This is a genomic window from Acanthopleuribacter pedis (assembly GCF_017377855.1).
Classification (GTDB): Bacteria; Acidobacteriota; Holophagae; order Acanthopleuribacterales; family Acanthopleuribacteraceae; genus Acanthopleuribacter; species Acanthopleuribacter pedis.
Map to the genome: position 1 here is coordinate 445,408 of NZ_JAFREP010000001.1, position 23,465 is coordinate 468,872.

Consider the following 23,465-nt stretch of genomic DNA (forward strand, 5'->3'; position numbering starts at 1 on the left):
CCGCCATGTCCGTTTGGGTGGTGATCCGGCCTGGGTTAAAAACCGAATCTAACCGTCGATTTGGAGGTGCCAGCGTGCGCCCGACGCCTCGGCCTGTTCCAGGACTTCTAAAAACTCATTGAGCTCGTCGGTGATGTTTTCCTGGTTCTCCACCGCCGCCTCTTCCTCTTCCAGGTGGGCGATCAAGGTTTGTAACCAGTTAATCCCTTCCACCGGTTCAAACCAAGTACCGCTAATCGGGCGGTCTTCCGACTCTTCCATCCCGAAATCGTCGTCGTCATCGCTCTCGTCGTAATCGCCACCGTCGCCCACGTAATCGCTTTCCGGGTCACCGAACCAATCTTCAAAGGTGCTAATCCCCAACGCTTGGGTGAGCGCCTCAAGTTCTTCCGAGGCCCTCGCCAGGGCTTTGCCGTTCACAAAAGAGTCGAAGCCGGGGTCCTCTTGGTCTAGCACGATGTAGTATGCGGCGCTCATGACGGGGTTCCTCTCATCTTAATCGGGTGCGGACGCACCTCCGGCACCGGGCCGGTTCGGACATAAGCCGGAATGGGGTGGCGCGACTGATGCCTCCCGCGTAATGGTTCCATTCGCGTTCATTGTCCACGGCTTGTTGGCTTTTTGCAATCTTCAAATTGCCTGTCCGCGGCAAAAAAGACCCGATCCATGACGGCTCAGGCCACGGTTAGAACTTCGTCCCCTCACGCTTTTGTGGTAAAACCTTGGGTCCTAAGCCCGCGGTTCTCACAAGGATTCGTCGCGAGAAGCTGAAAGCCTTGTGAGTACAAAGATTCCGACCGAGGGACGGCACAGGGGTCCGACCTTTCGGCGTAGCAGCTGAGGCGAAGGCGGCTCGACCGAGTAAGGCGGATGGCCGCCCCCTCGTAATCGCATGGGTTTCGGCTTCGCAGCAGATTCCTTGTGAGAACCGCGGGCTAAGCAGCGCCGTATTCCTCGGCCCTACACCCTTCTTTGCCGGTACGCGTAAAAAGGTGGTCTCCCTTGGCTTCCCAAAAAAAACTCTTCTTATTGACAACCGAATCCAGCGGTGACCTTCTCGGTGCCCGGCTTTTGGCCGCCCTGAAACCCAATGTACCTGGGCTTGAGGTGCGCGGGGTTGGTGGCGAAAAGCTCAAGGCCGAGGGCATGCATTTGGTGCGGGCCGTCAGTGATTTTAATGTGATGGGTCTGGTTGAGGTGCTTTCCCAGCTCAGTCGCCTCCGCGCCATGTTCGCGGAATTGGTTGAAGACCTGCGCACCTGGCAGCCGGATGTGGTGGTGCTGATTGACGCCCCCGATTTTAACCTGCGCTTCGCCAAAGCTTTGCGCGGCCTGGGTATTCCCGTTGTCTACTACGTTTCTCCCCAGGTTTGGGCCTGGCGCAAGGGGCGCGCCAAGAAAATTGCCAAGCTGGTCGACCACATGATGGTGCTTTTTCGTTTTGAAACCGAGATTTACCACCAATACGGCTTGAAAACGACCTGGGTCGGTCATCCCCTCGTTGACGAAGTAACCTGTGACACCTCGCGGGCGGCTTTCCTTGCCGAGGAAGGTTTGGACCCGTCTCGGCCCTTGGTGGCCTTGGCGCCTGGTTCCCGTCGTAAAGAAGTCAAAAGCCTGCTGCCGACCATGTTGGATGTTGCCAAGGCCAAAGGGGATCGCTATCAATTTGCGATTCCGGCCGCACCCACCATCGATACCGGCTTGATGAAACAACTCATGGCCGAGGCCGGGGTGCAGATCCCGATTTTGCCTGGTAAGATGCGGCCACTGATCCGCCATGCCGACGCCGCCGTGGTGGCTTCCGGCACCGCCACCCTCGAAACCGGCTTGCTCGGCACGCCCATGATCGTCGGCTACCGCTTACAGCGACTTAGTTACGCGCTTGCCAAGCGTTTGGTGCAGTTGGACAACATTGCCCTGGTCAACATTGTGTTGGGTCGTCGTGTCGTTCCTGAGTTGATTCAGGACGCGTTTAACCCGGATACCATTTGGACCGAGCTGGAACCCTTGCTGGAAGACGCGGCCCATCGTCGCGAGGTTGAGGCCGAGCTGGCGCGTTTGCCGGAGGCGCTTGGTGGGGGTGGTGCCGCGAATCGGGCCGCCGCCGTGGTGAAGGATTATTTGATTTGAAAAAACTGATCGCGCTTCTCATTCCTTACCGCGGTATTTTCTTTCTTGCCGTGGCGGCCTTGGTCCTGGGGGCCGTGGCCAACTCGGCGCTGACCGGTTTGGTCAGCTCCTTGATGAACAACGTCATGACCGAACAGGCCGGCACCGTTGAAAGCCAGGCCGATAAGATGTTTGGTTACCGCGAGCGGATGGAAGATATCGAGCAGGCGTTGAAAGGGATCGGCATTCCGCTGGACCAATTGGGGAAAGCCAAGGACGAAGCTTTGGTGAACCCGATCCCATGGTCGATCATGGCGATTCTGGTGTTTTTGACCCAGGCCTTCTTCAACTACTTGGGTACCTACACCATGGGCCGCATCGGGTTGATGGTGGTCGTCGGGTTGCGCCAGGATTTGACCGAAAAAATGATGGCGCTGTCCATGAACTTTTTCAAGCATTACAGCACCGGCGACTTAATCGCGCGCGTTAACACCGATGTGTTGCGGGTCCAGCAGGCGATTTCGGTTAAGGCCGGCGAGATGATCAAGGAATCGGCCAACGTCGTGGTGTTTGTGATCGTGGTTTTCGCCCTAAATTGGAAGCTGTCGACCACCCTGTTTGTGTTGGTGCCCTTAGTGGGTTTGCCGGTCTCGATTTTCTCGCGCAAGATTCGCAAATATTCGCGCCAATCTCAGTCCTACCTTGGGCATTTGACCGCCCACCTTAAGGAAGTCTTAGTAGGCGTGCAAATCGTCAAAGGTTTCCGGCGCGAGGCCTTTGAGGCGGGCAAATTGCGGGAACTCAACCAGAAGTTTTTGAAATACGCCTTGCGCGAATTGCGCATTATGGCCGTGACCACCCCGGTCATGGGCCTGATCGGCATGGCCGTGGTGGTTTCCTTCGTGTGTTACGGCAGCTTCATCATTCAAAGCGGTGAGATGAACCAGGGCGATTTCCTGTTTTATTTGTTGTGCGTTTACCAGCTGTATCAACCGATCAAACGCATGGCGCGCGCCAACAGCGACATCCAGCAGGCTGTCGGGGTTCTGCCGCGCCTTGACGAAATATTGCAGTGGAACAACGACATTCCCGAGCCCGCGCGGCCGCGACCGGTGCCCAATGCGCCCGTCGTGTCCTCCATTCGTTTCGAGGATGTCTCGTTCCGTTACAGCGATTCAGGTGAAGAAGAAAACGAGGATCGCGCTTGGGTGCTGGATGAGGTCGCTTTTGAGGTCGGCCGCGGTCGGGTCATCGCGCTGGTGGGTGCCTCGGGTAGTGGTAAGTCTACCCTGGCCAAGCTGTTACCGCGTTTTTATGATGTCAGCCGGGGGGCGATTGTCATCAATGGCGTGGACATCCGCGATGTATCGAAAAGTGATTTGCGCGCCCTGTTCGCCCTGGTTACCCAGGACACCGTTTTATTTGACGACAGCATTCACAACAACATCGCCTACGGCATGCCCGACGTGCCTCGCGAGGACGTAATCGCCGCCGCCCGCAAGGCCTTCGCCCACGAATTTATCGAGCGTCTGCCCGAGGGTTACGAAACCGTCATCGGCGAGTCGGGTTCGCGACTCTCCGGCGGCCAGCGGCAGCGGATTTCCATCGCGCGTGCTATTCTCAAGGACGCGCCCGTGTTGATTCTCGACGAGGCCACTTCCGCGCTGGATACCGAAAGCGAGCGCGAGGTGCAGCAAGCCTTGGATGCGTTGATGGATGAGCGGACGACCCTGGTCATTGCGCACCGATTGTCCACCATTCGCAAGGCCGATCAGATTTTGGTTTTGGACGAGGGCCGTGTGGTGGAGCGGGGCAATCACGCCGCCTTGCTGGCGGAAAACGGTTTGTACCGCAAGTTGATTCAATTACAGGAGGAGGGACGCGATGCTTTATAGCATGACGGGTTATGGCGAGGCCGTTGTAGAAAACGACGATCTGCGCGCCGGTTTTCGTATTAAATCGGTAAACAACAAAGGGTTGGATATCAATTTGAAATTGCCCTTTGATTTTATGTACCTGGAAGGTGAATTGCGGCGGATGCTCAAAAAAAGCCTCTTCCGCGGGCGGATTGATGTGTTTTGCGAGATCGAAATTCGCGATCCCGACGCCTTGCCGCCGACCCCGCTCAATCGCTCGCGCATGAAGCAGCTTGTTCAGTTGGCCGAGCAAATTAAAGGCAACTACCCGGTAGAAGGCGCGTTGGAGTTAAATACCCTGATTCGCATGAGTGATCTGACCGTTACCCAGCGGACCGGATTCCGTTTACCGGAAGCCTTCGAGCAGGCGATTCGTCAAACCGTGACCGAGGCCGTGGGTCGTTTGGAAGCCTCGCGGCGCAAGGAAGGCGCCAACCTGGAGCCTTTTTTTCTGGAGTCCCTTGCCAAGATTGAAAAGCAGGTTGAGGCCTTGGCGGACCTGATGGACGCCCGGCGCGATGTGTTGCGTGAGCAGATCACCAAACGCGTGAAGCTGTTGCTGGAAGATACCAATTTGGATGAAAACCGCTTGGGCCAGGAAGTGGTTTATTACGCCGACCGACTCGATGTCACCGAGGAAATCACCCGTTTGGGTGCCCACCTCAAAACCACGACCGCCTTGATCAAAAGCGATAAGCGGCCGATGGGTAAAGAGTTGGAGTTTTTGTTGCAGGAGCAAATGCGCGAGGTCACCACCATCGGCAACAAAGCCAAGCACAAAGAGATCGCGGACATGGTGGTGGCGTTGAAGACGACCTACGAAAAAATTCGTGAGCAGGTCCTTAACGTGGAGTGATGGGTTCGGGGGAACCCGAGCAAGGAGAATGTTTTGCGTTCACATACTTATCCCGGAAACCTTTACATGATGATTGGTCCGTCCGGTGCCGGGAAATCGACGCTGTTGCGCAGGCTTATTGATGAAGACCCGCATCTATCCTTTAGTGTCAGTTACACCACCCGTGCCCCGCGTCATGGTGAGGTTGACGGCAAGGATTACTTTTTTATTGATCGTGCCCGCTTTGAGGCCATGATCAAAGAAGGCGCCTTTTTAGAATGGGCCGAGGTGCACGCCAATTGCTACGGTACCTCGCGCGCACACATCGTCGAGCAGTTGCGTGCCGGTGAAGATGTTTTGCTTGATGTGGACGTCCAGGGCGCGATTAATTTAAAGCGGCAAATGGAATCCGTCGTGGCGATTTTTGTGGCGCCGCCCAATGTTGCCGCGTTGCGTGCTCGGCTAGAGGCTCGCGGCAAAGACAGTGCGGCGGTTATTGAGCGTCGGTTGAAAAATGCGCGCGGTGAAATGGAACAAATGGAGCAGTTTGACTTTTTGCTGGTGAATGATGACCTGGACCGTTGTTATGACGAGCTGCGCACCATTGTTGCCGCCGACCGCTTGCGTCTTTTTCGCCGCCGCGGTTTGGCGGCGGAGTTACTTGATCATTTTTAGGTCAGCCGTTAAAATCATGGTTTGCGCCTGGTGAAAGATTCCCTTTCGCCGGGCGCGACCGCACCTCCGTCACCGGCGCATGGACCCCATTCCCGGCGACAACCCCGAATTCATGTGGAGATGTTCATGCACGTACCTGATAATATTGGCTCGAAGTACCGCTTAATCGTTTTGGCCGGCCAGCGCGTATCCCAATTGCAACGTGGCGCCGCACCCCGTGTTGAGAATGTTGAAAACCAAAAGATGACCACGATTGCGATGCGTGAAGCCTCTTCAGGCACCTTGTCTTTCCATCCCAAGGGTTTGCTCGAAAAAGAACACCAAGCATACTAAACCCGGGGCCGCTTGGAGCGGCTCTGGTTTGGTGATCTGATTGTTTGTGCGCCGATGCGAGCGACCCTTTGTCGTTTCGCTGTAAAGGAGCCCCTGTGCTCGCTGATTTCCAAGCCTCCGAGATTGTTGGGGAGCGCGCTTCGATTGCGCTGGGTATCACCGGCGGCATTGCTGCATACAAGGCCGCCGAACTGGTGCGTTTACTGGTCGGCGCCGGTCATACCGTTTACCCGATCATGACCCGTTGGGCGACCGAGTTTGTTGCCCCGCTTACTTTTCAGACTTTGTCAGGGCATCCCGTCCGTATGGCGACTGCCGGTTTTGCGGACGGTGGCATTGACCATATCGATTTGATTCGCAAGTGTGAGTTGTTGTTGGTCGCCCCGCTGACTGCCAATACCATGGCCAAAATGGCCGGGGGTTTGGCGGATAATTTCTTAACCAGCACCTACCTAGCTCATCGCGGGAAAACCATGGTTTGTCCGGCGATGAACACCGCGATGTTGGAGCACCCCGCTACCCGGCGCAATATGGCGCAACTTCAAGCCGACGGGGTCGAGGTCGTGCTGGGCGAGGCCGGTGACTTGGCTTGTGGTGAGGTTGGCGCCGGTCGGATGGCCGAAGCGGCCACGATTTTAGATCATGTTCGCTGGGTCTTGGCGCCGAAGCATCCCTTTCTTGAGGGGAAACGCGTTTTGGTTAGCGCCGGGCCGACCCAGGAAGATGTGGATCCGGTACGTTTCTTAACCAACCGCAGCAGCGGCAAAATGGGCTTGGCTGTTGCCGCGGCCTTTCGCGATGCCGGTGCCGAGGTTGAAGTCGTGCATGGCCCGATTCATGTGCCGGTTCCCGCGCGGGTCAAGGCGCGCCCGGTGCGTTCCGCCGCCGACATGGCGAGCGTGGTGTTGTCGCGTCAGCCCGATGTCGACATCATTGTGATGGCCGCCGCGGTCGCTGATTTCCGGCCGCGCCCGTCCACGGAAAAACTTAAAAAAGCGGCCTTTGACGGTGCTCTCCACTTGGATCGAACTCAGGATATTTTAGCCACCCTGGGGCAGCGCAAGCGCGCCGATCAGTGTTTGGTGGGGTTTGCCGCGGAGACCGGTTCCGTCCTCGAAAACGCGGCGAAAAAAATACGCGACAAAAACCTCGACTTTATTTTTGCCAACGATGTTGCCGCCGCCGGTTTGGGTTTTGCCGGGGATCGCAATCGCTTGATTGCCTTGAACCGCCACGGGGTGCAACATGATTTGGGAACCCGTGATAAAGAAGCCCTGGCCCGTGAGTTGGTGGCGTACGTGGTGCACGAGCTTCAGCACCGGTCATGACTTTTTCCGATACGCCGGCTTCCCTAAAACATGCACGGGCAAACCTTGACGGGTTTGACCGCGTCCAGGTTTGCCCATTTTCTATGGGTCGGTATTCGCCGTACGGGTGATCTAGCCCTGGGCGGCTTCCATTTCTTTCATTTTCTTGCGCAGGGACAGGGGGCGCATGTCGGTCCAAACTTCCTGGATGTAGTCCAGGCATTCTGTTTTGGAGCCCTCTTTGCCGGCGTCGTTCCAGCCGAGCGGTAATTCGCGATCAGCAGGCCAGTAAGAGTACTGTTCCTCGTGGTTGTAAACCACTTTGTAGATGGTGTTGTCTTCGCTTTCAGACATGAAAGTCCTCCTAACGTGAATCGGATGGTCCTGGGGAAAAAAATGGACACCGTGAAAAATGGCGTTGCTTGAGAAACAAAAGCCATTTTACCTAAGCGGTGCGATAAGCGCGAGGGGTTTTCGCTAAAGGTCTGGAGCGATATGGCTTGGGAAAAGCGGCGTTGAACAACCGCACCCCTTAGGTGCGGTGTGTATGTCGCACACCGTTGCAGCCCAGAGGTTTCGCTAAAATCACCGCGTCGCGTTTCTTAGGTAAAGCTTGATCTGACCATCTGTCGAGCATGATAACGCAAAAACAACAAAATTTTAACCGATGAGATGGGGGATGGTTCGGCCGGCGTGTGGTCCGGTGTGCGCCGGTTCCAAGGCGCCTGGAACTGGCGATTGTGTTTGTTTGGCCATCGATGTCCGATCAAACCTGTACGTCGAAAGTGGGGGGGCTAACCCAGGAGCAAAAACAGCGTGCCTTTGCACCGCCGTCGACCATCAGGCGGCCTTGCCGCCTTTGAACACGCGAAACTTGCCGCGTCGCAACCCGCCTCCGCCGCGACCGTGGGCGAGGAGCAGGCCCGCGACAAAACCGCCGATGTGGGTCATGAAGGCGATTTGTTGGGTGGCGGTGCTTCCCAGCTGGGTGATGAACCCCAGGAATTGGCCGAGCAGCCACATGGCGAGCAGGCCTTTGTACGGGATGATGTGGTCGCGGTAGTTGTTGCCGCGGAATTTCCCAATGGTGAAGCGGAAATCGTGATGGCCGAAGAGGATGAGGTAGCCGCCGAGCAGGCCGCTGATCGCACCGCTGGCGCCGATGATGGGCGCCACGGAGCTGGTGTCATACAGCACTTGGCACAAGGTGCCGACCGCGCCGCAGCTGAAGTAATACAGCAGGAATCGCTTCCAGCCCATGCTTGCCTCAAGGTTGGGCGCGATGAGGGTGAAAAAAAGCATGTTGGTGAGGAGGTGGAAGAGGTCGGCGTGGAGGAACATACCCCAGAACAGCGCGAGCACGGCCGGGGCGCGGGTGGCCGGATCAAGCGGGGTTGCCGCGGCCAGGGTTTCCGGCGCGAACAACTCAGCCGGGATGACGGCGCCCGCGAAAAAGACAGGGTAGGGATCTGGGCCCATGGCGAAATGGGTGACGTAAAAGGCAAGCACATTGAGCATGAGCAGGACCCAAGTGGCGCGTACTTTTCCTGGAACGCGATAGCTGTCGGTGAATCGAATCATGGTGCCTCGGTTTGTCGGGCGGCAAAGGCTTCCGCTCATTAAATAAATGAATGCGTCCGTGGGGAAAGCGCGTTGCCCGGCTTGAATGGACGCATTTTACCATTGAACCTAAGCGGCGCGATAAGCGTGAGGGGTTTTGGCTAAAATCTGGAGCGAAACGGCTTGGAAAAAGTGGGCCGGGTGCGGTGAGTATGTTCACCGTCCTTTGCAGCCCAGAGGTTTCGCCAAAACCACCGCGCGTGATCGCGCTGCTGAGGAGCAACGCCTATTCGGCTTTGGTGTCCCGTTTGGGTGTTGCGCCATGGACGGATGATGCTGAAATTTGACTGGTAAAACCTCTGAATGCCGGTGTTCAGGTTAAAAAGGTGTTTGGTGAAAGATTGTGGTGGGTTGGGATTAAATACAATATTTTGTGGCGGTCGGCGAATTTGACCGTATTTGTGGGGTAGCTCACGGAGTTATCGGCGAAAGGATTCGGTGAGGGCGGAGTTATGACAATTTGCGCGGTTCTTGCAACGGGTTGCTTTTTTCTGTTACCCTTACTGACCCAATTGGTTGCGTCTTCTTGCCGCTTCGTTGTTTGATTGGCGACGCTGTTTTGAGGTCGGGAAATCGTTGTGAACGAAGCACGCTAAGGTGGATCCTGTCGGCCGGCGTGCTAGGGTCGTAAAGATTCTTTTACAAATTAAAAGTGAGTCGTTCACGGGTTTTTCACGTAAACCCGCTATGGGTGAAGAAATCGGAAGGAGTCGACTTTTTGGGTGGATGTCCCGTGGTTTTACGGTGTGAATGGGTGCAAATGTGGTGAAAATCGGGAAGGATAACCTTGGTAAAAAAACCGCTTACACCCATTGTTGGAAATCCATGAGGAACCCCGTGCAGGCCGCGTTGCCCAACCATTTCGACTTTACAATCCCCTGAAAATTGAATAAGGTCCTGTAAGTAAAATGAATCCCTTTGCCCTTTGCGGCGAGCCAGGATTTCGAAAATCTCGGTTCGCATCTGAGATTTCACTCGAGCGTGGGCCTGTTTCTCCCAGGAAAAACGTGCGTTTGGCTCGTACCTAAAACGCTTTCCTTTGCCTGGGCCCGGTTATTCATTCCGTTTGAGTCTGTTGAAAAGAACCCGTTTTTGTGTTGGTGAAATCATGATTGGTGAGACCCTCAATAATAAAAAGTACCTCATTATGAAGCGCATTGGTGGTGGCGATAAAAGCGCCCTCTACCAAGCCAAGGATCAGCAGTCGAATGCGATTGTGACCTTGTCACAGTTCAGCTACGGCAAAAGCTCCTATCAGCCCGGCGGCGAACAGTTTCGTCAGGTGACCGCCGGCTTAATGGGTCTGAACCATACCAATATCCAAGCCTTCAGCGATTTTTTCGTTGAGGACGATTACCTGTACGCGGTATCCCCCGCGATTAACGGCAACCTGCTCACCGATTTGTTGAAGCAAGGTGCCCCACCGGTTGAAGAATCGGTCGATATCATTCGTCAGGTGCTTACCGGCCTCAATTACTTACATGGTAAAAAGGTACAGCACCTCGACCTCAAACCTGATTCGATTTGCGTTTCCGCCGACGGGACCAAGGTTACTATTCTCAACGCCGGTATTTCCAAGCTGTTAGAAGGGATTCACAGCGATTCGGAGACCGTGGTGGTCGGCAGCGGTGAATATGTCGCGCCGGAACAGATTGAACCCGACTTGTTCCAAGAGCCCGAGTTGGGCGTGACCGACATTTACGCCGTCGGCATGGTGTTTTACCACCTGATCGCCGGTGAGCCTGCATTCCAAGGCAGCACCCACCTTGAGGTGCTGATGAAACAACTGAAGGATGCGCCGCCTCTTCTGTACCTCAAAGACGACAGCTTCCGCGCCTTCGATACCTTGCTTGGCAAGGCTTTGGCGAAGCAGCCGGAGAAACGTTATCCCAACTGTACCGAGTTCTCGAACGCGTTGAACCAAGCGGTTACCGGTTGGCAGCAAGCGGCCGAATCGAGTGCCGGCGCCGCCGCCGCGGAGCAACGCACCGAATCAACCATGCGCTTGCCCATGGATTTCGTGAACGAGGTAACCCAGACCCCGGAACCCAAGCGCCGGCCGGCCGCGGGTCCCGCGCCCGGGGTGGGCGACAAAACGCAGGTGATGAACAATCCACCGCTCCCGACTCCGCCGCCCAAGGCGAAGAAACCCGAGCCGCTGCCCGCCGCGGAGGCTCCACCCGCCGCGCCGAAACGGGCTGAGACGCCCAAACCGGCGCAACCCAAAAAAGAGGAAGAGAAAAGTGGCGGCGGCTTGCCGATCATTCCGATTGTCGCCCTGGTGGCGCTGTTGCTGATTGGCGGGCTGATCTTTTTGTTTGTCGGCGGTGGTGACGATACCCCGGCCGACACCACCGGCAATGTGGCCGATACCCAAACAACCGAACCAACGCCCCCGCCGGCCACTGAGCCCGGCCAGGGCCAAGCGGCCTTTGTTGAATTCGATCTGGACGAACCCAGTGCCGAGGGTGTTGTGGGTGAGCCTGTTCGTTTGACCTGGAACCCCGGTTCCTTGGCCGGTGACACCGAATTCAAGGTGAGCGTGGATCCCGACGACGGGGTGATCACGGAACCCGGCGACGACAACAGCCTGGAGCTGACTTTTGACACCGCCGGTACCAAATACGTGAAAGTAGAAGCTTACGAAAACGGTTTGAAGGTCGGCGGCTCCAACGAAATTGAAGTTCAAATCGGTGGTGGCGAAGCTGCCGTTGCTAAAAATGAACCCGCGGTGACGCGTCCCGAGCCCAAGCCGGAACCCAAACCCGCGGCAAGCACGGCCAAAACCGAGCCCAAGCCCGCGGCCGTGGCAAAAACCGAACCCAAGCCGACGCCGAAACCCGCGGCGACCGTGGCCAAAAACGAGCCCAAACCGGCGGCACAACCCAAACAGGAACCGCCGAAGCCGAAACCAGAGCCGAAGCAAACCGAGACCCGGGTAGCTGCCAACCAACCTCCGGTACAGGACGAACCGAAACCGGTTGCCAAACCCGAGCCGAAGCCACAGCCAAAACCCGCCGCGGCGACCAATACCGCGCGGAATCAGCCGGTTGCCGACCGCACCGAGGCGGTTGCCAAAACCGAACCCAAGGTGAGTGAGCCCAAGCCCGAGCCGGTTAAACCCAAGCCCGAGCCGAAGCCGGAACCCGCGCCGACCCGTGTGGCGGAGAACACATTCGCCGACGAGCCCATCGATTTGCCCGAGGCTTCCGGCCTGGTGGATTACACCTTGGTCGTGCGTGATGAGGATGGGAACTTTATCCCCGGCAGCCGGGTGACCTTCAACTGGGACGGCAAGTCCAAAACTGTTCGTTCTAACTCTCGCGGGATTGCCTCGGTGAAGCTGCCCGCCAAGAAACGGGTTTCCTTTGATGTTCAAGGTTCGGCGGGTTTGTTTAAAGACGCCTACCGGGTTAACTTCACCCTGCGCAAGCGGGAATTCCCCATCTCCTTTAAAGTGCGCATAAACGAAGCGGAAACCACCGAGGGCAGCATCTTGATCAGCCAGGAAGGGACGCGCTTCAAGAAAGTAACCCAGCCGGGTAAAACGGAAAATTTACTGGAAGGGACCTACTTCTTTACCTACCAGAGTAAAACGCTCAGCCACTCGGAAACCTATACGGTTACCCGTCGTAACCGTTTTGTTTTTGACATTTCCACGGATCCCAACGTGTACTACCGCGACCTGTTCCTGAAGAAGAACCAAGAGGCGTTGGCGGCCGCCGTTCAAAAAGTGAGCGACCCCACCAAAGGTTATGAATTCTTCATGCCGCGTTACTGGTTGGCGCAGTACCACATTGACGAAGGGGATTGGGCAGCGTCCAACGAATTGTTGGGTCAGTTGTTTTCCCATGCCAATCAATGGGAACGGATGGCGATCAAACCCAATTATGTGCTTGATTACCTGCGTTGCCTGTCGGCGATTGACAAACCCGACTACCTGATGATTGCGCGCATTTGCCGTAACCAGGATGTGGTGAAACAGTTCAATACTTTGAGTACCGGCCGGAAGGAATCCAACTGGAAGTTTTTGTTTTACTACTACCGCATTACCGCTTTTTATGAATTGTCTGAAGAGCGGACCGGCCCTCAAAAACGGTCGATGGTGAAACAAACACTCAAAACCTACAACTGGCTCGACGACATCCAGGCCGAGGTTTTGAACAGTAACCCTGACAAATACGGTCGCTTACGCGAGATCCAACAAAAACTGGAAACACAAACAACCAACTAACACCCTCTTATGGAGAGATGAACCATGTTGAAACGATATACAGCCTTGTTGACCACGATCTGTCTCTTGTCGCTTTTCGTATCTTGTGGCCCAACGAGTGGACCCAACACGAATGCGAGCCGTTCCGGCGGTGGTGGTAGCGGCGACTATAACTTCGTCATTCGCATGTATGGGGATTTTCCCAGCAAGTTTAAAGACAAAAACATCCACATTCTTGTGGAAGGCCGTCGTGTTGACACCCGTCAATCGTCCGAACCGCTTAAAGAACTGCGCTTTAGCCTCAGTAAATCTCAAGTGGATCAAGCCACGGCCGGCAAAGAAGGTCCCGAGGCAAGCCGCCTTGACGTGACCGTTCGTTTGGAACCCAAGAAATGGGAAGGCAAAGAAGAAACGCTCGCGGTCATGTTCGACATTCGGGAAACCAAACCTGAGTACGATGCGAGTTGGGGAACCGGTCGGATCTTTGAAGGTGATCCGGTTGCACCGGAAGATACCCACCAGAAAACCCGCATTAATTAACGCCTTACCCCTTGATACATCTTTGGTTGCCCTTGCCGTGTTCACCTGAACCGAAAGCAAGGGTTGCCGACTTTTTAAGGGAGCGTTTGCGAAAAGCCCCCCTCGCGAACGCAGCCGTGTCTCCGGCACTCCCTGCCCCTAAGACCTTTCCACTTTCCATTGTCTGGAGATTCTTATTATGCGTTGGATGATCCCTGTATGGGTTGTCGTGGCCGCTTTCGGCTGCGTTTTGAATGCTCAGGATGAAAAAACCCGATTGAATGTGGCCCTCTTGAAACCGGTCACCACGCTGAACCCCTATTACAATGACGGGATTGAAGCCGAATCACTGCTTAACGTGTTGTTCGACTCAATTTACGTCGATGCCGGCGGTGGCACACGCCCCAGTTACGCCACTTTGCTTGAAGGCGCCTCCCCCGCTTCTCTGAATCGCCCGCTCGAGGTGACCGACCGGTTCGTGCGCTGGATGCCCGAGTACCGTGATTTTGTGCGTCCCGAGGACGTGCGCTTTACCTTTTACTATCTCAATGCCAACAAGGCGAGTAACAACACTTATACCGCCAACTATGTACGTGGCTTCCGTGTCGACGGCGAAGAAAAGTTCGAAGTGTTGTTGCGGACGCCGCCCGACACCAAAACGCTGAAGCAGCAGTTGGATTTCAAAATCCTGCCCGCGCGTTTTGCCAAGGAACACATTGCCCTGTTCGACATGAAAGCCAAAAAGTTCGTCGACAGCAGCAGCCACCACGAGGCCAAAGGCATGTTGGCCAAACCCGCCAATTACCTGAAGATTGATGATTTGTTGGTTGACTGGGGTGACGGCAACAAATTCCAAGATCGCGGCGAAGGCACCTACCGGATTCTTCTCGAAACCACCAAGGTCGACCGCTTCAAAGGGAACATCTTCCGTAATTTGAACTTGGGCGAAGTCGCCTACAGTTTTTACGTTTACAAAACCTTGTTCCCCGACCTGCTCAAAGACTTTTCGGTCATTGACATTGAACCCATCAACAATGGTCTGGCCGCCTCCGTCTTTTTGCCTGCCGACAAAAACCCCGATACTTCCGGCCTCAAGGCGTTTGCCCAGTTGCCCCTTTTGTTCCGCCAACTCGATTCCGGCATGAAAAACAGCAACATTTTTTGGGGTTCACCGCAAACCTCTTACAAGTTCTCCATTCAAGAACGCGCCAACGATTTCATCGCGCTGAAACGTGAGAAGTCACGGGTTAAAGGCAAAGACCGCGCCGAATTTTCGGTTCAATCCGTTCACTTCACCCGTCAGGCGGGCAACGATATTGCTTCCATCCGCAGTGGTTTCCAATCCGGTGCCATCGACATGATCATGAACGTGTCACCCAGCTTGTCCAAACACATCACCAGTGAAACCGTCGACAAGCTGTACACCAAAGGCAGTCAAATCGAAATGATCGCGCTGAACTGCCAAGAGACCATTGATGGGAAAAAGAATCCGTTGTCCGATTACCGCGTTCGGTTGGCCCTGAATTACGCGCTTTCTAAGGAAGACTTGCACGTGGGTCAAGCCCCGGAAAACTCCAACATCATGCACAGCCCGCTCACGTCCGCCGATACCCGCGACAAGATGAAAATCGTGAAGCTGACCAACAACCGCGAGAAAGCGGGGCAACTGCTTCAAGAAGCCGGCTACACTAAAAAAGGTGCTGCATGGGTTGATAAATCCGGTAAGCAACTGACCTTTAAACTCATTTTCGAAAAAGTGATCGATTCTCGCGACCGCAACCTTCTGGTTGAGGTGGTGAACCAGCTTCGCTCTTTCGGTGTTCAGATTTCCGATCCCCACGCCAGCAGCTTGAGCCGCGTCGACTTCTACAAGGAACTCAAGCAAACCAAGGATTGGCATTTCGCGCTGATTCGTTTGTACCAGTCGAGCAATACCGATATCGACATGTACAACCCCGATTCTCCGTCCAAAAACGTCTTCAACTTCTATCCCTCCGAAGCCAATGCGGCGAAGTTTGAAGATTTGTTCAAGACCTACCAGACCGCGCGTGACGAACAGCGTCGTAACGTGAAACAGGAATTGGCCACAATGATTCGCGACGAAGCGCCTGCTTTGTTCTTGTGGGACTTCCGGGCGAACTACATGGTGAACGCCAACACGCTGTTGATCCAGAACAACAACAGTCCCTCAACCTATAACGTGCTGCAACACATCGATGATTTTCGATTGACCAAATGAGGTAGAGGGTGACTATCAAGCCTCGAACGTGGTTGACGTTACTGCAAGGGGTCTTGATCGTACTGGTTCCTCTCGCGGTAATTTATCAGTTAGCCTCCTGGAAAAACGCCCCGTTGGATCTCTCCGACCCGACGTTTTTCCAGTGGCTGGCCGGTGTTCTGCGCGGCGAGCTCTCGGCGGATGCCAGTAGTGACGATCTTTCGCGAGACCTGTGGATCGCGAGTTTGAACAGCCTTAAGATTGTGGCCTTCATCTACAGTGGGACCTTGCTCCTGTGCTGTAGCATGGGGATCTGGTTGCATGCCCAAAAGTTAGCGCCGCGGTCCATGTTGCGGCTGGTTACGGTGTTGAGCACCTTAACCCTGTTGCCTTCGTTTGCGGTTTATTACCTGGCCTTGAAGTGGGACTTGATGTCCTTCACCATGTTGGGGAGCGGTGGTCACGTTGCGTTGGTGTTTTGGGATTGGTGGGCTCCGGTGTTGATCTTTGCGGTGTTCAACAGTTATTTCATCGCCAACTCGGTGGCCGTCAAAGACGCCTTGGACGAGGTGTTCTCTCAGCTTTTCATCCGCTTCTACCAAGCGAAAGGCGCGCGCTTCAGCGAAACCTTGGTCATGATCAAGGTCAATTGGTTGCTGCCGATGTTGCGTGTCTTCCTGTACTTCCTCCCCTTCGTGGTGGCCGAATCAATCATCTTCGAATTCGTTTTTCGTATTACCGGGTTGGGCAGCCTGCTGTGGTATGCCTCGACCTACGATTTCAGCCTTGAAGCGGTTCGCGTGTTCACGCCCAAGCTCATGGCGCTCACGCTGATCTTTTCACTTATCGTGCATGTGACCAATGGTCTCTCCGCACTCCTGGCGAGGATGATGTCCCGATGAAAGCGTTTTCCGCGGTGTTACTCGCGTTGCTTTGCTGCCTTACGCCCGTGTTCGGCCAGAAAGACAACCCTTTCCACGCGTTGCAGGAAAGCCAAGAGCTGGATAATGCGCGTCGGTTTTGGTTCGTTTTTTACCAAGTGAATCAAAGTGGCGGCCGGACCTGGTCAGAGCGCATGACCGAATCCTTCACCGCCGAGGATGTGCCGCAAACCATGGCTTACCTTGCCGACCAACCGACGAGCGAGGTTTTGCGCCTTTACCGTTTCCTTGAAGGGATGGCGGATGAAGCCGACGAATTATTGCTCAGCGGCGAGGAGATGGCCTTTGAGTTAAGCGAAACCTTTGAATGGGAGCCGGATCCCTTGTTGGTTGACTGGCTGGAGCGCTTCGGCCCGCTGACCGTGGGCGTGTTCGTCAAGTTGATTTCGCCCGGCCAATACTCGCCCTCGTTTAAAAACGCGGTGATCCTGTCCTATCGCTTGCCGTTCCACAGTTTGTCACCTGTATGGATCTTGGGCTCGGTCCCCCCGTCGGTCACCCTTGACCAGGGTGGGATGGTGCCGTTCGCCCCGTACTTGCTGCGTTCGGTCGTGCCGTACCTTTCTTCCTTTCTGTGGTACATCCTGCCCGCGATTTTCATCGGCGTGCTGTTGGGGATTTGCCAGGGATACGGCGTCGGCTGGTGGGGTAGGGGCAAGCCCACCGGTTTGTGGATGGGCATGCTGTTTCGCATTCTGCAGGGAAGCATCAACGCCTTGCCTCGCTTCCTACTGATCATTCTGTTCATTTTGCTGTTCCGCGAATTCCGCAAGCCGATCGCCTTCTGGATGATCGCTTTACCGCTGGGCATCAGCTGTGTGCCCCTGGTGATGACGCGGGTTTCCGATCAAATCAAGGCCGCGATTGGATCCGACGCGATTCCTTTGCGACGCAGTCAGGGTTTTTCTCATTGGCAGATCTTAAAGGAGTTATGGCGTTTTCGCTTGTTTGTAATTCCCTTGCAAGAAGTGTTTAGTCAGATGGTAGCCTTTATTTATGCCGAAACCCTGATACAGTTTATGGTGAAGATGAGCGAAGGCGCGATGGCCGGCATTGGCAATCAGAATTCATTGGGTTACATTTTGGTTCAGGTCAGTTACGGCATATCGATGGCGCGGCACCAGGCTTTGTCGCCGGCTTTCGAGCGTTTCGACTTATGGTATCCCTTATTAATGGTACTCACCCTTTTTACCTTGCTCACCTTGGGAGCACTGGTACTCAGACAACGGATTGAAAGAGGCTTCTCATGAACATGTCTTTGTCTCAACCGACACGTATTTTATGTTACTTCCTGGCAATGTGCGCTTGGCTACCGGCGCAAACGCTGATCAACGTCCGGCCCTGTCCCGAGGGCGACGCCCAGCAGGCCATGACCGCGCTGCAATATTATCTTGCGGCGGAGGTGAGTTTGGCAGGCGCGAAGGCCTGGGTCAAAGAGAACCCGACCAAACACGACGATTATTACACCGGCGCGGTCAACCCCGCGGCGGCCAAAGGACTGGGGGCGCACGCCGCCAAAGCCTTCCGCGGCGAGGCCCAGCACGGCTCACTGAACAATTACCTGTTGCATGCCAAATGGTCCGGCGGTTCCACCGCCGATGAAAAGAATTGGCGTCGTTTTTTGAGTGAATCCTCGGTTGGCGCCAAGTTGGACGCCCTGAGCAAGGTGGATGTCGGTAAGTTGCGTCTCCACAAAAAAGAAAAAACGCCCTTGGAGCCTTGGTTGTACGCGGTGCTGAAACGCGAAGCCGCCGCCATGATCCAAGCCTCGGCCAAAAAGGTTGCAGCCGACGCACCTTACGGCCGCAGCGTCAAAGTCGCCGACATGTTCGTACGCGGCACCCTCAAAACGGAGGGACCGGCCTTGGTCAAAGGGCAGCAAGCGCTGAAAGGCCTGGCGGGACAACCCGGGATGGTCGAGGTGGTCCTTAAGCTGTTGAGCTTGGACAGGCTGCCCGAGGAACCGCTGAGCCTGTTCCTCGTTAAACAAGGACAGGTTGACTACAACTTGCTCAAAGGTGAGGCGCCCAAAGCACAGCGTCCCAGTGGTTTATCCCGCGATCAGATGGTTGCCTGGCGCAAGAACGAGGCCCATCCCCACCGGATGATGGTGGACTTTCTGGTGGAAACCGCGGCGCTGAAGATGATCAGCCTCGGTGAGTTTGCGACGGCCAAACGTTTGGTCCTACACAACGAGATGGCCAACCCCCGCGCCCGTTGCTCCTACGATCCCGGTACCACCCTGGCGCTCCTCCGCTACGGTGCCGACGTGTTGCGTCCCCAAGGCCACTTCGAAGAACGCAATTACCTGAACGATAAGAAGTTCAGCGCGTACCAATTCTTGTTCCAGCTGGAGATTGAACCCACCTCGGGAGGCGTTAAATTCTAATGTTTATCCTCAACCTACTTTTTATATGTTCCGCCGCCCAAACGGGCGGCACCGTCCCTACCGTATATCCCAGTGAATTGATTCGCTGGTCTCCCGACTTGCCCGTGTTCGCCTACTCCGGTTTTCAGCGTGATCGCAAAGCCGCGTGTAAAGTGCGCAGCCTCTTCATCTACCCCGATCAGAACAATCCCGCGGTGCTTTCGGTTCACGAACCCTTTGAGGTGATTCGCGATCCCGACGGTCTGCTCGACGACGAGTACATCTGCTACGACATCATGGCCTTTGGCTGGGGTGAGAACGGCCTGTTTTACTACGTCTTGCGCGAGCTTGAGAGCAACAGGGCCCACTTCATTCTCAACCGCTACGAAAACAACCAACTTAAAGAACTGAAACGTTTTGAGGTGCCCGTTTTCCGTTGGCAAAATCTCTACGCCGTGCGCGTCATGTTTGGTGGTTCCCATCTCCTATTTTGTCTCAACACCGATGATCGCAATACCATCGGTTATGTCGACCTGACCGGAAGTTCTTTCGAAATCGAAACGCTTCGGCTAAACCAAGAGTTCTACAACATCCGCAGCATGACCACCCGGCTGATTCCCGGTTCCACGCGGGTGGTGTTTTCCGCCAAAACCCACGAGCAATCACGCTACAAGCTCTACGGTTTCAACATTACCAGTCCGTTTGAATTGAAACGGGTTCTGTCACCGGGCCGTTTGACCCGCGGTGAAGAAGCGGTGAACGAGCATTTCCCCAAGCTGGATGTGTCCGGGCAGCGTTTGATCTACTATGGGATTGAAGGCACCAACAATTACTCCGCGCTCTACACCTCCGCTTATCCCATGGGTGAGCCGCGTCGCGTTGACCAACTCAAGTCCGGCCAACAGCAGGGGTTGGTTGACACCAATGCCGAGGCGACTTATACCTGGTCGGCCGACGGCACGCGCATCTTTTACATCGTGCGCAATGATGAGAAAAACGATCCCATCATGTCGCGCCAATTCGACCTCGGTAAAGCTGAGACCCAACTGGACAGCAAGACCATCCACCGCTTGGTCGACATTTCGCCCGTGACCGGTCGCATGGCGGCCATGGTGTACGAGGTGATCGACGGCAAGGCGCAGGAGCGGCCCCTGGTTCGGGATCCCGGCATTCCCGCCAAACCCTATCCCACCTTCACCTTCAAAATCCCTGAAAACGTGATGCCTTTTGATATTAGTGTCGATGGAGCTGATGCGCGCCACTACGCCACTTTTGTCGAGAAAACCGAGGTCCAGTTGCGCCCCTCCACCAAGGAGACCATCAAAAACGGTCGCCCGCTGGACTTGAAGCTGCAGATCGGCGGTCATCGTTTCTGGATTTACAACACCGAAAAAACCCAATGGGATCTCAGCGAGGACTTGGCCGGTTATGTCAGCGTCAAATTGGACCTGACCAAGTTTGCCGATCTCGGTTATGACGCGCGCTCCGGGCGCATGATTGTCTCGCGCCGCAAGATGACCCGCGATCAGGTTTTCCAAGTTTTGGGCAACCCCGACCGCGCGCTTTCTTCCCTGGAAGCCACCGACGACGGCTTTTTGCTCAAGGCGGAAAACGACCTGCGTTTCCTCAACATCACCGCCGAGCGGCCTGCTTACGATTTGCGCGTGACGCTTGCCGGTCAAATCACACCCGCGCCTTCACCGTTGCCGCTCAAAAGCAAAAGCGTGCATCTCGAGTTCAAACCACTGGCGAGGCTTTTGAAAATCAATGCCGTGCCGGACGACAATCTGGACCCCGAAACCAAGGACATGATCCCGCAAATCTTGCGCAAGACGCGGGGCGATTTTGAAGGGATCGTCAGCCGTATCCGCACCTACAACAACGATTCCAGTATGGAGTTCCCCATTTTAGAAAACCTCTCCACCTCGCAGGACATCGTTGCCGCGATTGTGAAAGGTTTTCAAGATCGCGGGCGCCGCATTAGCGTTAACTGGAGCCTTGTCAAAAACGTGTACGTCATGAAGATTACCGTTAAGGGCGGCTAGATGAGCAAGACTCCGCTGATCGAGGTTCTCAATTGGAGCGTCTCCTTCGGCCGAAAACGTGAGGCGGCGACGCCCTGCATCCGACATATCGGCTTCTCGCTCACCGAGGGTGAAGTGCTGGGGATCGTCGGTGCCTCCGGGACCGGCAAGTCGGTGACGATTCAAAGCTTAATTGGTTTGTACGACTACCGTACCACCCATCTCGAAGGCGAACCCGCGGTCAAGATCCTCGGTGAATCGCCCTTTGCTGAGGGTGGTAATTACCGGAGCTACCAAAAGCGCTTAAAACCCCTGCTGCGCGGCCGCATCGGGATGGTGTTTCAAGATCACCGCGCTTTGATGAACCCCTTGAAGACCGTGGGCCAGCATTTCCGTGACGCCTCGCGTTTGGCCGGCATACGCTACAGCTCTGATCGCGTGCAGGAAGTGCTCGACCTTGCCGGTTGCGCGGTTCCCGATAAACGCGCCCTGGCCGGTTGGCTGGCGCGTTACCCGCGCAGCTTGAGCGGTGGTGAAGCGCAGCGGATTCAAATCGCCGTGAGTTTGATCAGTCCCGATCTGAAACTTTTGATTTGCGACGAGGTGACCAGCAACCTCGATACCCACAACCAATGGCGGGTCATCCGCCTGCTCCAGCGTTTGCACCGCGAGCAGGGGATTGCGATGCTGTTTGTCAGCCACCACTGGGATCAGATCCAAGAGCTAAGCCACCGAATTTTGGTATTGAAAAAAGACGAAATTAGCAACGTCGGCACACCCTACCGAATCCTCAGCCGCGAGGAGGCCCAGGATGAATTTACCTTGCGCAATGATGAGACCCTTGCCGGTTTGATCCCCGCCGCGGTGGAACACAACCGCCGCAAAACACGGGAAGAGGGCCGTCCCGTCATTCAAGCCAGGGGTTTGCGCAAATCCTTTGACGGTCGCGAGGTGCTGCACGGCGTTAACCTGACCGTGCAACCGGGTGAGCGCTATGCCTTGATCGGCGAATCCGGCAGCGGGAAATCAACCTTGGCGCGCCTGATCCTCGGTGTGGAACGCATGACGGAAACCGAGGGTGATTTGATGGTGATGGGCCGCTCACGCAAAAGTTGGGACGGTTACGACCCCCACATGCAGATGGTTTTTCAAAACTTTGCCGAGGCCGTTAACCCCCACATGACCTCCGACCAGCATCTTGACGCGGTTCTTACGGTCAACGCAAGGGCGGATCGCAGTCTGGCCAAGGCCTGGCTGCGGGATCTGGAAATTCAGCATTGTTTGCCGAAAACCACCCGTCAAATGAGCGGTGGTGAAAAACGGCGCCTTGGTTTGGTGGAAGCTTTTGCGGTACGACCGCGCCTGATCTTGGCCGATGAACCCACCGCCGGGTTGGATCGTGCCCGACAGACCTACTACCTCAAGCAGTTGGAGCGTTACCGCGAGGAAATGGGTGCCGAGACCGTTTCCGAGTTTATGATCAGCCACGATCTGCATTTGGTCGGGAGCTACGCCGAACGCATCGGCGTTTTGTATTCAGGTTGGTTGGTGCAGGAAGCTCAGACCGATGTGCTGTTGGCGGATGAGGCGCAATACCTTCACCCTTACACCGAACTGCTGCTGCGCGCCAAAGATCTCGAATTAGATGAACAGGATACGGAAGAAACCGGCGGGGAGGGCTGTGTTTATTACAGCGTTTGCCATCGCCGGAACCGGGTTGCCTGTGATTTTAAGGATAAGAAACCCGAGATCACCCATTACCCCGGTGGCTGGAGCTTGTGTCCCTACCCCGTATAAAGGCAATTTCGGCTGAGATGCGCGAAATCGTCTGAGCGGCTGTAACCTGGTACCTAAGAAGCGCGATAAGGTGTTTCAATCGACAACTCAGGTGGGTTAACCCTAAGTTGTCAGCCGGCGGGCGCCGGGTACCCCATGTCCGTCAATAAAGCAGTGCCTTGAAACATGCCGCTCTCTGACGTGTTCCTGAGGCTAAATGCCGACATGATAAGAGTTTGCGTTGGCTGAAATGTTGAATCGTGCGGTAAATTTGTTTTGTTTGCGCTAGATTTGATGTCGATCTTAATTGGTCCATACACCTCACATGCCCACTGTGTTATGGTGGAGGCGTCTTCGCCGCTCCGAACCCCTCACTATGAACCCGCATTTCTCACAAGGATTCGTCGCGAGAAGCAGAAAGTCTTGTGAGTACGAAGATTACGACCGAGAGACGGCACTGGCGTAGCAGCGCTACGGCGAAGGCGGCTCGACCAAGTAAGGCGGATGGCCGCCCCGCGGAAGGCCGCTCCCTCGTAATCGCATGGGTTTCGGCTTCGTAGCAGAATTCCTTGTGAGAAATGCGGGTTAAAGACCTAGCTTGCGGGCGA

Annotated in this window: 17 protein-coding genes; 14 read left to right on the top strand and 3 right to left on the bottom strand. The window is 55.4% G+C overall.

The window, feature by feature from the left end; all coding sequences use genetic code 11:
- Window positions 1-48: 48 nt before the first annotated feature.
- The gene (locus tag J3U88_RS01545) at window positions 49-477 is read right to left on the bottom strand and encodes a hypothetical protein (protein ID WP_207856356.1); all 429 of its coding nucleotides are present in this window, start codon (window positions 475-477) and stop codon (window positions 49-51) included.
- Window positions 478-1,002: 525 nt separating this feature from the next.
- Here J3U88_RS01545 and lpxB point away from each other — a divergent pair.
- The 6 genes from lpxB (at window position 1,003) to coaBC (ending at window position 7,199) form a co-directional block, all read left to right on the top strand.
- Window positions 1,003-2,133: a lipid-A-disaccharide synthase gene (lpxB, locus tag J3U88_RS01550; protein WP_207856357.1), complete on the top strand. Its 1,131-nt coding sequence runs from the start codon at window positions 1,003-1,005 to the stop codon at window positions 2,131-2,133.
- On the top strand, window positions 2,130-4,007 hold the full coding sequence (locus J3U88_RS01555) for an ABC transporter ATP-binding protein (RefSeq protein ID WP_207856358.1): 1,878 nt from the start codon (window positions 2,130-2,132) through the stop codon (window positions 4,005-4,007). Before lpxB ends, J3U88_RS01555 begins: the two co-directional genes overlap by 4 nt.
- Complete coding sequence (locus J3U88_RS01560; RefSeq protein WP_207856359.1) at window positions 3,997-4,884, top strand: YicC/YloC family endoribonuclease; 888 nt, start codon at window positions 3,997-3,999, stop codon at window positions 4,882-4,884. The genes J3U88_RS01555 and J3U88_RS01560 overlap by 11 nt, the downstream gene beginning before the upstream one ends.
- A 33-nt stretch (window positions 4,885-4,917) precedes the next feature.
- Complete coding sequence (gmk, locus tag J3U88_RS01565) at window positions 4,918-5,538, top strand: guanylate kinase (protein WP_207856360.1); 621 nt, start codon at window positions 4,918-4,920, stop codon at window positions 5,536-5,538.
- A gap of 126 nt (window positions 5,539-5,664) precedes the next feature.
- Window positions 5,665-5,871, top strand: coding sequence for a DNA-directed RNA polymerase subunit omega (gene rpoZ, locus J3U88_RS01570; RefSeq protein WP_207856361.1), 207 nt, complete (start codon window positions 5,665-5,667; stop codon window positions 5,869-5,871).
- Between the two features lie 95 nt (window positions 5,872-5,966).
- A complete protein-coding gene (gene coaBC / locus J3U88_RS01575; protein ID WP_207856362.1) occupies window positions 5,967-7,199 on the top strand; it encodes a bifunctional phosphopantothenoylcysteine decarboxylase/phosphopantothenate--cysteine ligase CoaBC in 1,233 nt (410 codons plus the stop codon).
- 111 nt (window positions 7,200-7,310) lie between these two features.
- Here the strand turns inward: coaBC and J3U88_RS01580 are convergent, their stop codons facing one another.
- A complete protein-coding gene (locus tag J3U88_RS01580; RefSeq protein ID WP_207856363.1) occupies window positions 7,311-7,532 on the bottom strand; it encodes an MbtH family protein in 222 nt (73 codons plus the stop codon).
- 486 nt (window positions 7,533-8,018) lie between these two features.
- On the bottom strand, window positions 8,019-8,759 hold the full coding sequence (locus J3U88_RS01585; protein WP_207856364.1) for a rhomboid family intramembrane serine protease: 741 nt from the start codon (window positions 8,757-8,759) through the stop codon (window positions 8,019-8,021).
- Window positions 8,760-9,906: 1,147 nt separating this feature from the next.
- Between J3U88_RS01585 and J3U88_RS01590 the strand changes: the two genes are divergently transcribed.
- The 8 genes from J3U88_RS01590 (at window position 9,907) to J3U88_RS01625 (ending at window position 22,878) form a co-directional block, all read left to right on the top strand.
- Window positions 9,907-13,032 (top strand): protein kinase domain-containing protein, encoded by a 3,126-nt coding sequence (locus J3U88_RS01590; protein ID WP_207856365.1) that lies wholly within the window; start codon window positions 9,907-9,909, stop codon window positions 13,030-13,032.
- Window positions 13,033-13,056: 24 nt separating this feature from the next.
- The gene (locus J3U88_RS01595) at window positions 13,057-13,551 is read left to right on the top strand and encodes a hypothetical protein (protein WP_207856366.1); all 495 of its coding nucleotides are present in this window, start codon (window positions 13,057-13,059) and stop codon (window positions 13,549-13,551) included.
- A gap of 178 nt (window positions 13,552-13,729) precedes the next feature.
- Complete coding sequence (locus J3U88_RS01600) at window positions 13,730-15,769, top strand: ABC transporter substrate-binding protein (RefSeq protein WP_207856367.1); 2,040 nt, start codon at window positions 13,730-13,732, stop codon at window positions 15,767-15,769.
- Between the two features lie 8 nt (window positions 15,770-15,777).
- On the top strand, window positions 15,778-16,650 hold the full coding sequence (locus J3U88_RS01605) for an ABC transporter permease family protein (RefSeq protein WP_207856368.1): 873 nt from the start codon (window positions 15,778-15,780) through the stop codon (window positions 16,648-16,650).
- Window positions 16,647-17,939, top strand: coding sequence for a hypothetical protein (locus tag J3U88_RS01610; protein WP_207856369.1), 1,293 nt, complete (start codon window positions 16,647-16,649; stop codon window positions 17,937-17,939). Before J3U88_RS01605 ends, J3U88_RS01610 begins: the two co-directional genes overlap by 4 nt.
- Window positions 17,936-19,078 carry a hypothetical protein gene (locus J3U88_RS01615; RefSeq protein WP_207856370.1) on the top strand — a complete coding sequence of 381 codons (1,143 nt, stop codon included), beginning with the start codon at window positions 17,936-17,938 and terminating at the stop codon, window positions 19,076-19,078. Before J3U88_RS01610 ends, J3U88_RS01615 begins: the two co-directional genes overlap by 4 nt.
- A complete protein-coding gene (locus J3U88_RS01620) occupies window positions 19,078-21,102 on the top strand; it encodes a hypothetical protein (RefSeq protein ID WP_207856371.1) in 2,025 nt (674 codons plus the stop codon). The genes J3U88_RS01615 and J3U88_RS01620 overlap by 1 nt, the downstream gene beginning before the upstream one ends.
- Window positions 21,103-22,878 (top strand): ABC transporter ATP-binding protein, encoded by a 1,776-nt coding sequence (locus tag J3U88_RS01625; protein WP_207856372.1) that lies wholly within the window; start codon window positions 21,103-21,105, stop codon window positions 22,876-22,878. It begins immediately after the preceding gene.
- Window positions 22,879-23,465 lie beyond the last annotated feature (587 nt).

Excerpts from the sequence above, each read along its gene's own strand:
- J3U88_RS01560 (WP_207856359.1), top strand. The coding sequence starts at position 3,997 with ATGCTTTATAGCATGACGGGTTATGGCGAGGCCGTTGTAGAAAACGAC.
- J3U88_RS01610 (WP_207856369.1), top strand. The coding sequence starts at position 16,647 with ATGAAAGCGTTTTCCGCGGTGTTACTCGCGTTGCTTTGCTGCCTTACG.
- J3U88_RS01615 (WP_207856370.1), top strand. The coding sequence starts at position 17,936 with ATGAACATGTCTTTGTCTCAACCGACACGTATTTTATGTTACTTCCTG.
- J3U88_RS01590 (WP_207856365.1), top strand. The coding sequence starts at position 9,907 with ATGATTGGTGAGACCCTCAATAATAAAAAGTACCTCATTATGAAGCGC.
- rpoZ (WP_207856361.1), top strand. The coding sequence starts at position 5,665 with ATGCACGTACCTGATAATATTGGCTCGAAGTACCGCTTAATCGTTTTG.
- J3U88_RS01600 (WP_207856367.1), top strand. The coding sequence starts at position 13,730 with ATGCGTTGGATGATCCCTGTATGGGTTGTCGTGGCCGCTTTCGGCTGC.
- J3U88_RS01580 (WP_207856363.1), bottom strand. The coding sequence starts at position 7,532 with ATGTCTGAAAGCGAAGACAACACCATCTACAAAGTGGTTTACAACCAC.
- J3U88_RS01585 (WP_207856364.1), bottom strand. The coding sequence starts at position 8,759 with ATGATTCGATTCACCGACAGCTATCGCGTTCCAGGAAAAGTACGCGCC.
- J3U88_RS01595 (WP_207856366.1), top strand. The coding sequence starts at position 13,057 with ATGTTGAAACGATATACAGCCTTGTTGACCACGATCTGTCTCTTGTCG.
- J3U88_RS01620 (WP_207856371.1), top strand. The coding sequence starts at position 19,078 with ATGTTTATCCTCAACCTACTTTTTATATGTTCCGCCGCCCAAACGGGC.
- J3U88_RS01625 (WP_207856372.1), top strand. The coding sequence starts at position 21,103 with ATGAGCAAGACTCCGCTGATCGAGGTTCTCAATTGGAGCGTCTCCTTC.
- J3U88_RS01545 (WP_207856356.1), bottom strand. The coding sequence starts at position 477 with ATGAGCGCCGCATACTACATCGTGCTAGACCAAGAGGACCCCGGCTTC.